This is a genomic window from Xanthomonas hortorum pv. pelargonii (assembly GCF_024499015.1).
Taxonomy (GTDB): Bacteria; Pseudomonadota; Gammaproteobacteria; order Xanthomonadales; family Xanthomonadaceae; genus Xanthomonas; species Xanthomonas hortorum_B.
Genome location: NZ_CP098604.1, coordinates 1,602,121 through 1,615,107 on the forward strand (window position 1 = coordinate 1,602,121; position 12,987 = coordinate 1,615,107).

At 63.0% G+C, this 12,987-nt stretch carries 10 protein-coding genes and 1 pseudogene; 4 read left to right on the forward strand and 7 right to left on the reverse strand.

Annotation, left to right across the window (positions count from 1 at the left end):
- Positions 1-10: 10 nt before the first annotated feature.
- The 3 genes and pseudogenes from NDY25_RS07110 (at position 11) to NDY25_RS07120 (ending at position 4,329) form a co-directional block, all read left to right on the forward strand.
- A complete protein-coding gene (locus NDY25_RS07110) occupies positions 11-1,219 on the forward strand; it encodes an ABC transporter permease (RefSeq protein WP_168957194.1) in 1,209 nt (402 codons plus the stop codon).
- A 407-nt stretch (positions 1,220-1,626) separates the two neighbouring features.
- Positions 1,627-2,968, forward strand: a pseudogene (locus NDY25_RS07115) (sigma-54-dependent transcriptional regulator).
- Between the two features lie 8 nt (positions 2,969-2,976).
- Positions 2,977-4,329: a sensor histidine kinase gene (locus NDY25_RS07120; RefSeq protein ID WP_168957196.1), complete on the forward strand. Its 1,353-nt coding sequence runs from the start codon at positions 2,977-2,979 to the stop codon at positions 4,327-4,329.
- Positions 4,330-4,369: 40 nt separating this feature from the next.
- On the opposite strand, the gene NDY25_RS07125 is transcribed toward NDY25_RS07120, so the two are convergent.
- Together NDY25_RS07125 and glmU are read right to left on the reverse strand one after the other, a co-directional pair.
- Positions 4,370-5,335 (reverse strand): right-handed parallel beta-helix repeat-containing protein, encoded by a 966-nt coding sequence (locus tag NDY25_RS07125; RefSeq protein ID WP_168957197.1) that lies wholly within the window; start codon positions 5,333-5,335, stop codon positions 4,370-4,372.
- A 106-nt stretch (positions 5,336-5,441) separates the two neighbouring features.
- Positions 5,442-6,806 carry a bifunctional UDP-N-acetylglucosamine diphosphorylase/glucosamine-1-phosphate N-acetyltransferase GlmU gene (glmU, locus tag NDY25_RS07130; protein WP_168957198.1) on the reverse strand — a complete coding sequence of 455 codons (1,365 nt, stop codon included), beginning with the start codon at positions 6,804-6,806 and terminating at the stop codon, positions 5,442-5,444.
- A gap of 144 nt (positions 6,807-6,950) precedes the next feature.
- Between glmU and NDY25_RS07135 the strand changes: the two genes are divergently transcribed.
- Positions 6,951-7,334, forward strand: coding sequence for a GtrA family protein (locus NDY25_RS07135; protein ID WP_168957199.1), 384 nt, complete (start codon positions 6,951-6,953; stop codon positions 7,332-7,334).
- A 188-nt stretch (positions 7,335-7,522) separates the two neighbouring features.
- Here NDY25_RS07135 and NDY25_RS07140 read toward each other — a convergent pair whose 3' ends face one another.
- The 5 genes from NDY25_RS07140 to atpA form a co-directional block, all read right to left on the reverse strand.
- Positions 7,523-8,092: a chorismate mutase gene (locus tag NDY25_RS07140; protein WP_168957200.1), complete on the reverse strand. Its 570-nt coding sequence runs from the start codon at positions 8,090-8,092 to the stop codon at positions 7,523-7,525.
- Between the two features lie 233 nt (positions 8,093-8,325).
- Positions 8,326-8,748: a F0F1 ATP synthase subunit epsilon gene (locus NDY25_RS07145; RefSeq protein ID WP_006450428.1), complete on the reverse strand. Its 423-nt coding sequence runs from the start codon at positions 8,746-8,748 to the stop codon at positions 8,326-8,328.
- Between the two features lie 172 nt (positions 8,749-8,920).
- Entirely contained in the window at positions 8,921-10,327 is a 1,407-nt protein-coding gene (atpD, locus tag NDY25_RS07150) for a F0F1 ATP synthase subunit beta (protein WP_023902450.1), read from the reverse strand.
- 122 nt (positions 10,328-10,449) lie between these two features.
- Positions 10,450-11,313: a F0F1 ATP synthase subunit gamma gene (gene atpG, locus NDY25_RS07155; protein WP_006450426.1), complete on the reverse strand. Its 864-nt coding sequence runs from the start codon at positions 11,311-11,313 to the stop codon at positions 10,450-10,452.
- Positions 11,314-11,426: 113 nt separating this feature from the next.
- Positions 11,427-12,974, reverse strand: coding sequence for a F0F1 ATP synthase subunit alpha (gene atpA, locus NDY25_RS07160; protein ID WP_055824757.1), 1,548 nt, complete (start codon positions 12,972-12,974; stop codon positions 11,427-11,429).
- Between the last annotated feature and the right edge of the window lie 13 nt (positions 12,975-12,987).

A 12,987-nucleotide genomic window follows, 5' to 3' on the forward strand; every position in this document is an offset into this window, starting at 1 on the left:
GAAACCTTCCATGGAAATCCGCCCCATCCTGTCCACGCTGCGGCGCCATAAGACGGCCGCCGCGCTGATCGTCCTAGAGGTTGCGCTCAGCTGCGCCATCGTTTCGAATGCGCTCTTCCTCATCGGTAACCGACTGGAGCGCATACAACGTCCCAGTGGTTTGGCCGAAAATGAGATCGTCAGCATCAGTATCGCCGGCATCGGGCTCGACGAGAACGCAAATGCACTGACCGAAACGGACCTGGCTGCGCTACGCAGGATCCCCGGCGTCAAGTTCGCCTCCTCTGTCAGCCAGGTCCCTTTTGGCGATAGCTTATGGGTCACAGGCCTCAAATTGACCGCTGATCAACGGGTCTCGACCCTCGACGTCAACTCTTACAATGGCGATGCTCAGACGCTCGATACGCTCGGCTTGAGATTGGTGCAGGGACGACGTTTCACCGAAGGTGAATTCAGCTGGAATGATGATGACAAGGCTAAGGTTCCCAGCGTCATTCTTAGCAAGAGCGCAGCAGAAAAGTTGTTTCCAGGGCAATCGGCTTTGGGCAAATCCATCTACACCGGAGACACGCCGAGCAAGATCGTCGGCATCGTGGAGCACTTCGCACGTGTCAACGACTTCGGCGGTGATGCCGTCTATGACGACTCGATGCTGTCTCCCATCAAAATCTCCTATAAGGACGGGCATCGCTACCTGCTACGGACGGATCCAGAACGACGGCAGGAGGTACTGCGTCAAGCGGTTGCAATTCTGGAGAAGAACAGCACAAGCCGCATCATCCAGGAGCAGAAGACGCTGGAAGACATGCGTCGCGACTACTATCGCCAGGATCGCGCTATGTCCTGGCTACTGGTCACAATGAGTATTGCCCTGCTGATCGTCACCGCGCTGGGCATCGTTGGCTTGGCAAGTTTCTGGGTACAGCAACGCACCAAGCAGATCGGCATCCGCCGCGCACTGGGTGCCACACGCGGACAGATCCTGCGCTACTTCCAGATCGAGAACTTCCTGTTAGCCTCAATCGGCATCGTGCTCGGCATGTTGATGGCCTACTCGATCAACCTCTGGCTGATGGCGCGCTACGAGCTGCCACGCTTGCCTGTCATGTACTTGCCGATCGGCGCATTGTTGTTGTGGGCACTGGGTCAGCTGGCCGTGTTCTGGCCTGCACGTCGCGCCGCGATGGTGCCGCCAGCGGTGGCCACGCGTAGCGCGTGAGGGGATGATGGTGCGTCAGCGGTCGCTATGTCGACCCGCTGGCGCGCAGAACGCAGCGATGTTGCGCAGATCCTGCCAGATGACATCACGCAGCGTGACATGGACAGCGGTCGCCTATGCAACGCTGATTCCGCCACCACCGCCCTCTCTACCCAAGGCGCCTGCGTCACAGGCTCCTGCCTCGCCCTGAGGTCCGACATGGCGCCAGGACATGCGCTTGAGGTCGGCATCGACGTATCTGTGTTGCCAACGTCATTGCACTGATCAGACGATCACTGCATTGCCGGAATCAGCCCCGTCTGGCTGAGGTCTGTCAGGCACACGCACTCCGTTGCTCGCACAGTTCCGCCACGCACCGAATCCTGTTCTGATAGTCCTTCCCACCCGGCCCATCATCGAGCAACGCGATGCCGCAAATCCTGATCATCGACGACAACACCGCTGTGGCCACTGCGCTGGAGGTGCTGTTTTCGTTGCACGACATCGACGCGCGGCATGCGCATTCGCCGCAGGCCGGATTGGCACTGCTGGATGAGCAAGGGTTCGATCTGGTGATCCAGGACATGAACTTCACCGCCGACACCACCTCCGGCGAAGAAGGCGAAGCGTTGTTCGCGCAGATCCGCCAGCGCCACCCGGATCTGCCGGTGATCCTGCTCACCGCCTGGACCCATCTGGGCAGCGCGGTAGGCCTGGTCAAGGCCGGTGCGGCGGACTATATCGCCAAGCCATGGGACGACACCAAGCTGCTGACCACGGTCAACAATCTACTTGAACTTTCCGAAGCACGCCGCGAACTGGAACGCCGCCGCGAACGCGAGCGGCGCGGTCGCGAGCAGCTGACCCAACGTTACGACCTGCGCGGCGCGGTGTTCGCCGACCCGGCCAGCGAACGCGCGATCGCGCTCGCCTGCCAGGTCGCACGCTCGGACCTGCCGGTGCTGATCACCGGCCCCAACGGCAGCGGCAAGGAGAAGATCGCCGAGATCATCCAGGCCAACTCGCCGGCAAAGAACGGCCCGTTCATCGCGCTCAACTGTGGCGCACTGCCCGGTGAATTGATCGAAGCAGAATTGTTCGGTGCCGAGGCTGGTGCCTACACCGGCGCGAACAAGGCGCGCGAAGGCAAGTTCGAAGCGGCCGATGGCGGCACGCTGTTTCTCGACGAAATCGGCAACCTGCCGCTGGCAGGTCAGATGAAGCTGCTGCGCGTGCTGGAAACCGGTCGCTACGAGCGCCTGGGCTCCAATCGCGAACGCCACGCCAAGGTGCGCGTGATCAGCGCCACCAATGCCGATCTGCAAACGATGATCCGCGAGGGCAGCTTCCGCGAGGATCTGTATTACCGCCTCAACACGGTGGAAATCGCGCTGCCTGCACTGGCCGAACGCCCCGGCGATATCGGGCCATTGGCCGAGCACTTTCTGGCCGGCGATAAACCGCTGTCCACGCAGGCGCGCGATGCGCTGCAGCGGCATGCCTGGCCCGGCAACGTGCGCGAGCTGCGCAACGTGCTGCAACGTGCGTCCCTGCTCGCGCAAGGTGTGCGCATCGAGGCCAGCGATCTGAACTTGCCACGCGCAGCCGCACCGCGCCCGGTGGCCGGCGGCAGGCGAACCGGATCGTGCCCGCATCGAACAGGCACTGGCGCGCGCACACGGTGTCATCGCTCAGGCCGCCGCCGAGCTGGGCCTGAGCAGACAGGCCCTGTATCGGCGCATGGACCGCTACGGCATTACTTCGGAATGATCCCCGGCATGTGGCAGCGTTCCTTCACTTTCTCGCTGTTTTTGCGGCTGTTGCCGGTGCTGGCGCTGGCGGCCGCGCTGCCCTGGTTCACGGCGTACTGGCTGGACCGTGGCTGGGAAGTGGCGGTGTTATCGGCAGTGGTCCTGTTGTCGGCAATGTGGTTCAGCCTCAGTCGCGCCACAGCGCCGATGCGCTCGCTGTTCCGTGCACTGGCCGGCACCACCAGCAGCTACCGCGATGGCGAATACAACTTCGGCGTGTACTGGCGCGGCACCGACGAACTGGCGCAGCTGGTGCAGGCGCATGCAGAACTGGGCGAGGTGCTGCGCGCGCAACGGCGCAATCTGGTACAGCGTGAATTGATGCTCGACACCATGTTGCAGAACACCCCGGTGGCGATGTTGCTGGTGGTGGCCGGTGGCGATGGTGTGCGCCGCATTGGTTTTTCCAACAACGCTGCGCGCAAGCTGCTGCATGACGGCCGCAAACTCGAAGGCCAGCATCTGGACGATGTGCTCGGCCGCATGCCGAACGAATTGCGCGATGCGTTGGCACGTGGAGGCGATTGTCTGTTCGCAGTACGCGAAGACGGCGATGACGAAGACGACGAGCAGATCTATCACCTCTCCCGCCGCAGTTTTCATCTCAACGGACGCGGCCACGAGCTGTTGCTGATCCGCACCTTGACCAACGAATTGCGCCGCCAGGAAGTGCAGACCTGGAAGAAGGTGATCCGCGTGATCAGCCACGAGTTGAACAATTCGCTTGCACCGATCGCCTCGTTGGCACATTCCGGCGCCGAGCTGCTGCGTCGCGAACGTACCGACCGGCTCGGCATCGTGTTCGAAACCATCGAAGAGCGCGCACGCCATCTGGAAGGCTTCATCCGCGGCTACGCACGCTTTGCCAAGTTGCCGCAGCCGCAGCTGCAGACCATCGAATGGGCGCCGTTTCTGGAGCGTTTGCGGCAACAGATCCCCTTCCAGCTGCAAGGCGCGCTGGCGGATGTCTCCAGCCGCATCGATGCGGCGCAGATCGAGCAGGCATTGCTCAACCTGCTCAAAAATGCACACGAGGCCTGCAGCGAGGCGCAGCCGCCCAACAGCGATGTCGCCGTACGCGTCACCCGCGTGCCGCAATGGCTGCGTATCGAGGTGCTGGACCGCGGCAACGGCATGAACGAGGCCGTACTGCATAACGCACTGATGCCGTTCTACTCGACCAAGCGCAACGGCACCGGGCTCGGACTTGCGCTCACCCGCGAGATCGCCGAAGCCCACGGCGGACGCATCTCGCTGCACAATCGCGAACACGGCGGGTTATGCGTCACCTTGTTGCTGCCGTCTGCGGCGGCCGGTTAGTTCGCTGCAAGCTGTAGCGAACAACCGTTTGATAACGGCTTCACCCGCCGCGAAGCGTGCCACGCTCCTCGATTCGCGGTTTCTTCAACGCACCACAGGCATCGTCTGCACCCGTCGTTCGCGTGGCGTCGATCGCGCCGTAATAGCCAGCACCCACCGTGTTGTCGAAGAACTGCCCGCCTTGCGAGGGACACTCGCCTTCAGGCTTGATCCAGTCCGAAAACGCCGCGTACTTGCCGGCCCGGACGAAGCGGTTGGCACCGACATAGGTGTTGTCCGAGGCATCGCGGGTGCGTACCGCATCGCCGTTGACGTCGGTAAACGTATTGCCTTCGATGCGGTTACCGGAGGAGTGACGCGCCAGATACAGCGCATGGATGAACCCTGAGGTCTTGGTGTCGTTTTCGATCGACACGAAGCGATTGCGTTCGATGCGGTTGTCGCGCGAATTCTGCAAACGAATTGCTGCGAACGAGTACGCAGCCTCGCTGCTGCTGCCATGGATGCCACCGATCCGCTCGAAGCTCATATTGCGGATCACGTTGCCGCTGTTGCCATCCTGGCTGCGTTTGCTGCTGCCCAGGTCCATTGCCATCCAGTAATTGCTGACTTTCAAACCGGTAAAGGTCAGCCGCGTGGCGGCATTGCCGCCGCCCTTCAGCGTGAACCAGGTAGCGCCACCGCGTCCATCGAACCACGGTGGCGTGGCGGCATCGGATGCTGCGATGAAGCGAATGGACGCGCCGTTGGTGAATGTCCATTGCACCGACTGCCGCAGATACGTGCCTGCGGCAATCACCACATCTACCGCGCCGGTGGGGCGCCGTTCGAGCAAGCGTTGTTGGGCGGCACTCAAACTACGCAACGCCGTCGAGGCACTGGTGCCCGCAACGGCGTCGTTGCCATCTGGCGCCAGATACAGCCGAAAGGTCTGTGCAGATACCGCCCCTGGTAGCAGCGCTGCCAAGAACACCATCAATAGCAGTGCGTAGCGTCGCGTTTGCATTGGGCACCTCGTAATCGTTGGCGACGTGCGTGGTCTGCCAGTGTCGTCACTGCACAGCACAGGTGCAGCATGCGGTGCAGTACGACCAAGCCGCATGCACCCACCGCTATTTCTTGGTCGGACGCTCCCAGCCTTCGATCACGGTCTGACGCGCACGCGCCACGCTGAGCTGGCCGGCAGGCGCATCACGGGTGATCACCGAGCCCGCGCCAATGTTGGCCATGGCACCGATGACGATCGGTGCCACCAACGCGCTGTTGGAGCCGACGAAGGCGCCATCGCCGATGGTGGTCTGCGACTTGTTCACGCCGTCGTAGTTGCAGGTGATGGTGCCGGCGCCGATGTTGACCTTGCTGCCGATCACCGCATCGCCCAGATAGGTCAGATGGTTGGCCTTGCTGCCCACACCCATCGTGACCTTTTTGGTCTCGACGAAATTTCCGATATGCACGCCATCGGCAAGCACGGTGCCGGGACGTAGCCGCGCGAACGGGCCGATCATCGCTGCGCCCTCGGTCACCACGCCTTCCAGATCGCAGTGCGCGCGTACCTGCGTACCGGCGCCGAGCGTGACATCGCGCAGCCGTACGAACGGGCCGATCACCACGCCATCGCCCAGCGTCACCTCGCCTTCCAGAATCACATCGATATCCAGTTGCACGTCATTGCCTACTGTCACCGTGCCGCGTTGCTCCACGCGCGCCGGGTCGGCCATGCGCACGCCGCGCAGGCACAGCGCACGTGCCGCACGTGTCTGCCAGGCGCGCTCGAGCTGCGCGAGTTGCCACAGGTCGTTGGCACCTTCCACATCCTGCGGATCACTCACATGCACCATGTCGGCCGGGGTGAAATCGGCCGCGGCGCTGGCAAACACATCGGTGAGGTAGAACTCGCCCTGCGCATTCTGGTTCGACAAACCACTCAGCCAACGACGCAGCGCCGTGGACTCGGCGGTGAGGATGCCGGTGTTGATGGTGCGGATGCGGCGCTGCTCGTCGTTGGCATCCTTCTGCTCGACGATCGCGGCGACCTTGCCTTCGGCATCGCGCAGGATGCGGCCGTAACCGGTGGGATTGGGCACATCGGCCACCAGCACCGCCATGCGCCCGGGTGCGTGCAGCAGTTGCAGCAAGTCGTTGGACTGGATCAGCGGCACATCGCCGTACAACACCAGCACCGTGGCTGCGTCCGGAATCGCATGCATCGCCTGCTGCACCGCATGCCCGGTGCCCAGTTGCTGACGTTGCTCGGCCCAATGCAGATCGCTTTGCGCAGCGAACGCCGCCTGCACCTGCTCACCACCGTGCCCGTGCACCACATGGATCGCGGCTGGCTGCAACTGCCGCGCAGTGGCGATCACGTGCGCCAGCATCGGCTGGCCGGCAAGCGGCTGCAGCACCTTGGGCAGGGACGAGCGCATGCGCTTGCCCTCTCCCGCGGCCAGGATCACGACGTGCAGGGGCAAAGTCATCGAAGCGTTCCAAAACGTAAGATGGACAAATTCTAGTCGCTGTCTCGGCAGCGCGTCGTTACCGCATCGCCGTCTTTTGGTGATTACGATTTTTAAGCGCCGCTGCCGTTAGCATGAGCGCCCTCTCACGATCACCCGGCCCGCATGAGTCTGTTCCGCCAAGGCAGCCAGTTCACCCTGATTGGCGCCCTGCAATTGGCTGTGGATTGCGGCATCTTCATTGCCGCCACGGCGGCGGGCATGCCGACAGTGCCTGCCAATCTGCTCGGGCGCATCAGCGGTGCAGTGCTTGGCTTCTGGCTCAACGGCCGCTACACCTTCGCCCAGGAAGGTGGTGCACGTCTGGGCTGGCAGCGCTTCCGCCGCTTTGCGGTAATGTGGCTGGTGCTCACACTGATCAGCACCTGGCTGCTGTCGGCGACGGTGGATCTGGTCGGCCTGCGTCAGGCCTGGCTGGCCAAACCGCTGGTGGAAGGCGGGTTGGCGATCGTGTCGTTTTTTCTTGGCCGGCATGTGGTGTATCGCTGAGCGAGCGCACTGACACTAACGCAGTGACCGAAGACGCTGCTGCTTTCGGCTGAAGAAAACGCGATCCATGTCGCCGCCAGGTGCAGATCAGCCAATACACGTTTAGCGCATCGCTGATCGCGTGCTCGGTAGAGCGTCACCCTCCTGAGGGGACGATCGGTGCTTGAGTGCTGGTGGCGGTACGGGGTTTAGCGGCAGAAGTCGCCCAGGCTGCGTACCAGTGCGGCGCGATGCAGCGCATCCAGTTGCCATTGCGCGGCGTAATGCGCTGCTGCGCGCGCGGTGCTGGCCGGGCACCCGGGCGCTGCGCGCAAGGGTGCAACGTCGGCCAATGCATCGAGCAATTGTCCTTGCAGCTGATCCAGACGCACACGCAACGTCGCCAGATCCGGACGTGCGGTGTCCGGCGCGCGTCCGCGTTCGCGCCAGTGATTCAACAGTGCGTACTGCACTGCCTTGTTGGCCTCGATCTGCGCTGCAAAGAACCGCGCCGCATCCTCGGCATCCAGCCCGTGCGCAGCGGCCTGATCGCGCACGCTCTGCAGCACCGCCGCCTCGCGGGTCTGATCCAGCACCGGCTTGCCGCTGTCCCACTTGCTCAGCGCCACCGCATCGCCGATCGCATTGCGCTGCACGATGCGATCCAGCAACGGATCCAGCGGCGGCTGGCTACGCGCCGGCAGTGCGCAGCCCAGCAGTGCGACGGCCAGCAGGCCGGTCAGCGCGTAACTGCTAAAGCCATCGATCGTGCGGGTCATTGGGTGTTCCTCAACGTGCATGGGTGAGAGGCCGCGCCGCCTGCAGAAGGCGGCATCGCGCAAGGCACGCAGTGTGCCTGCTCCCCCGGTGCAGGTGGACCGCGCCACGCAGGCGCATCTCCAAAAACGAAAACGCCGACACGATGGTCGGCGTTTCCAGTGCCACACATGCGTGTGGCTGTACATCTGTTATCACGCTTGCACGCGCCGCGAAGGCGCACGCCATCGTGCGCTTAGTGCTTCAGCGTACGACGCAAGCGCTCCAGCGCCTGCAACTGCACGGTCGCCTCGGCCAACCGACGCTGCGCTTCCGCCACATCCACCGCGTCGCCACGGTTGGCCAGCAGACGTTCGGCCTCTTCCTTCACCTTGCGTACCGCGGCTTCATCGATGTCCTGGGCCCGCACCGCGGTGTCGACCAGCACGGTCACCACCTGCGGCTGCACTTCCAGGATGCCGCCGGAAATGGCGAAGTCCAACTGCTCGCCGCTGGCGGTGGTGACCACCACCTTGCCCGGCTTCAGGCGCGTGATCAGCGGCGCGTGCTTGGGCGCAATGCCCAGCTCGCCCAACTCGCCGGTGGCCACGACCAGCGTCGCCTCACCGTGGAAGATTTCCTTCTCGGCGCTGACGATGTCGCAACGGATAGTGCTCATGGTGCCTCACTCTGTGAGGCGGGGAATCGGGAATCGGGAATCGGGAATGGGAAGAGCCGCTGGCTGCGTACGCTTCCTGGTTCCCACATTTCCGACTCGCCTACAACCCGCCTTTACGATCGATTCCCGATTCCCGATTCCCGATTCCAGCCGCACAGCGGCTGGGATCGCATCAGGCCTTGGCGCTCATCTTGTTGGCTTTCTCGACGGCTTCTTCGATGCTGCCGACCATGTAGAACGCCTGCTCCGGCAGGTGGTCGTATTCGCCGTCGCAGATCGCCTTGAAGCCGCGGATGGTGTCCTTCAGCGAGACGTACTTGCCCGGCGAGCCGGTGAACACTTCGGCCACGTGGAACGGCTGGCTGAAGAAGCGCTCGATCTTGCGTGCGCGCGATACCGACTGCTTGTCTTCTTCGCTCAGCTCGTCCATGCCCAGGATCGCGATGATGTCCTTCAGTTCCTTGTATTTCTGCAAGGTCTGCTGCACGCGCTGGGCGGTGTCGTAATGCTCGTGGCCGATCACCAGCGGGTCCATCTGGCGGCTGGTGGAATCCAGCGGATCCACGGCCGGGTAGATACCCAGCGAGGCGATGTTACGGCTCAGCGTGACGGTCGAATCCAGGTGGGCGAAGGTGGTCGCCGGCGACGGGTCGGTCAGGTCGTCCGCAGGCACGTACACGGCCTGGATCGAGGTGATCGAACCGCTCTTGGTCGAGGTGATGCGCTCCTGCAGCACGCCCATTTCCTCGGCCAGGGTCGGCTGGTAGCCCACTGCCGACGGCATGCGGCCGAGCAGCGCGGACACTTCGGTACCGGCCAGCGTGTAGCGGTAGATGTTGTCCACGAACAGCAGCACGTCCTTGCCCTTGCCGTTCTCGTCCTTCTCGTCACGGAAGTACTCGGCCATGGTCAGGCCGGTCAGCGCAACGCGCAGACGGTTGCCCGGCGGCTCGTTCATCTGGCCGTACACCATCGCGACCTTGTCCAGCACGTTGGAGTCTTTCATCTCGTGGTAGAAGTCGTTGCCCTCACGGGTACGCTCGCCCACGCCGGCAAACACGGACAGACCCGAGTGCGCCTTGGCGATGTTGTTGATCAGTTCCATCATGTTGACGGTCTTGCCGACGCCGGCGCCGCCGAACAGGCCGACCTTGCCGCCCTTGGCGAACGGGCACATCAGGTCGATGACCTTGATGCCGGTTTCCAGCAACTCGGTGCTGGAGGACTGGTCTTCATACGACGGCGCAGCGCGATGGATTTCCCAATGGTCCGACGCCTGCACCTCGCCAGCTTCGTCGATCGGGCGACCCAGCACGTCCATGATGCGGCCCAGCGTCCCGGCGCCGACCGGCACCGAAATGGCGCGCTCGGTGTTGGTGGCCAGCAGGTTGCGCTTTAGGCCGTCGGTGGAGCCGAGCGCAATCGTGCGCACCACGCCATCGCCGAGCTGCTGCTGCACTTCCAGGGTGATTTCGGTGCCTTCGACCTTCAACGCGTGATAGACCTTCGGCACTTCATGGCGCTGGAATTCGACGTCGACGACCGCGCCGATGATCTGAACGATCTTGCCCTGACTCATTTGGATAACTCCACTAATGTCTGTTCGATTCTGGTGTCGGGAATAGGGAAACGGGAATAGGGAATGGGAAGATCAAGTGCTGCTGCTTCGACCATTCCCGATTCTCCATTCCCTATTCCCGGCTATACGGCGGCCGCGCCGCTGACGATTTCCGAAATTTCCTGGGTGATCGCCGCCTGACGCGCCTTGTTGTAGACCAGTTGCAAGGTGCCGATCATCTTGTTGGCATTGTCGCTGGCGGCCTTCATCGCCACCATGCGCGCGGCATGTTCGGAGGCCACGTTTTCCAGCACGGCCTGGTACACCAGCGACTCGATGTAGCGCGTCATCACGTGCTCCAGCACGCTTGCGGCATCGGGCTCGTACAGGTAATCCCAATCGTGATGGGCCACCTTGTGTTCGGCGGCCGGCAGCGGCAGCAGCTGATCGAAGCTGGCCTTCTGCGTCATCGTGTTCACGAAGCGGTTGTAGACCAGATACACGCGATCGACCTTGCCTTCGGTGAAGGCATCCAGCATCACCTTGATCACACCGATCAACTGCTCGATGTGCGGGCTGTCGCCCAGATGGGTGACGCTGCCGACCATGTTGACCTTGATGCGACGGAAGAACGCCGAGGCCTTCTGACCGATGGTCACCACGTCGATCTCGGCGCCCTGCTCCTGCCACGGGCGCACTTCGCCCAGCATCTTGCGAAACAGGTTGTTGTTCAGACCGCCGGCCAGGCCGCGGTCGGAAGAGATCACGATGTAGCCGACCCGCTTGACCTGCGCACGCTCCATCAGGAACGGATGCTGATAGTCGGTGCTGGCCTGCGCCAGATGCCCGATCACCTGCTTCATGGCCTGCGCGTAGGGGCGCGAGGTCTTCATGCGGTCCTGCGCCTTGCGGATCTTGGAGGCCGAGACCATTTCGAGCGCGCGCGTCACCTTGCGGGTGTTCTGCACGCTCTTGATCTTGGTTTTGATTTCGCGTCCGCCTGCCATACTCGCTCGCTTCGCTCGCTTAGTGGGGAATGGGGAATCGTGAGTCGGGAATTGGCACAGCCAACCCGCTTTGACGATTCCCTATTCTCTATTCCCGATTCCCGCAGCTGGATTTACCAGCTGCCCGTGGTCTTGAACTCTTCGATGCCCTTCTTGAAGCCGGCTTCGATGTCGTTGTCCCAACCGCCGGTGGTGTTGATCTTGGAGATCAGCTCACCCTGGGTGTTGGCGAAGTGGGCGTGCAGGCCTTCTTCGAACGCCAGCAGCTTGTTGACCGGCACTTCATCGAGGTAGCCCTCGTTGACGGCATAGATCGACAGCGCCTGGTTGGCGATGGACATCGGCGCGTACTGCTTCTGCTTCATCAGCTCGGTGACGCGCTGACCGCGCTCGAGCTGCTTGCGGGTGGCTTCGTCCAGATCCGAGGCAAACTGCGCGAACGCAGCCAGCTCACGGTACTGCGCCAGCGAGATACGGATGCCGCCGGACAGCTTCTTGATGATCTTGGTCTGGGCCGCACCACCGACGCGCGACACCGAGATACCGGCGTTCACGGCCGGACGGATACCGGCGTTGAACAGGTCGGTTTCCAGGAAGATCTGGCCGTCGGTGATCGAAATCACGTTGGTCGGCACGAATGCGGAGACGTCGCCAGCCTGCGTTTCGATGATCGGCAGTGCGGTCAACGAACCAGTCTTGCCAGTCACCGCACCGTTGGTGAACTTCTCCACATATTCCTCGGACACGCGCGCAGCGCGCTCGAGCAGACGGCTATGCAGATAGAACACGTCGCCCGGATAGGCTTCGCGACCCGGCGGGCGCTTGAGCAGCAGCGAGATCTGGCGGTAGGCCACGGCCTGCTTGGACAGATCGTCGTACACGATCAGCGCGTCTTCGCCGCGGTCCATGAAGTACTCGCCCATGGTGCAGCCGGCATACGGGCTGATGTACTGCATCGCGGCCGATTCGGACGCGGTCGCCGCCACCACCACGGTGTGTGCCAGCGCGCCGTTCTCTTCGAGCTTGCGCACGATGTTGGCAACGGTCGAGGCCTTCTGGCCGATCGCCACGTACACGCACTTGATGCCGGTGCCCTTCTGGTTGATCACCGCATCGATCGCCAGCGCGGTCTTGCCGGTCTGGCGGTCGCCGATGACCAGCTCGCGCTGGCCGCGGCCGATCGGGATCATCGCATCGACCGACTTGTAACCGGTCTGCACCGGCTGGTCGACCGACTTACGCCAGATCACGCCCGGCGCAACACGCTCCACCGGTGCGGTTTGGGTCGCGCCGAGCGGACCCTTGCCGTCGATCGGCTCGCCGAGCGCGTTGACCACGCGACCGAGCAGCTCCGGACCCACCGGCACTTCCAGGATGCGGCCGGTGGTCTTGGCCACGTCGCCTTCGCGCAGGTTCTCGTAATCGCCCAGCACCACGGCGCCGACCGAATCACGCTCCAGGTTCAGCGCAAGCGCGAAGGTGTTGTTGGGCAGTTCGATCATTTCGCCCTGCATCACGTCGGCCAGGCCGAAGATGCGCACGATGCCGTCGGACACGCTGGTCACGGAGCCTTCGTTGCGCGACTCCGCGGACAGCTTGACCGTCTCGATGCGGGTCTTGATCAGGTCGCTGATTTCGGAGGGGTTGAGCGTGGTTGCCATCGTTCAGTCCTAG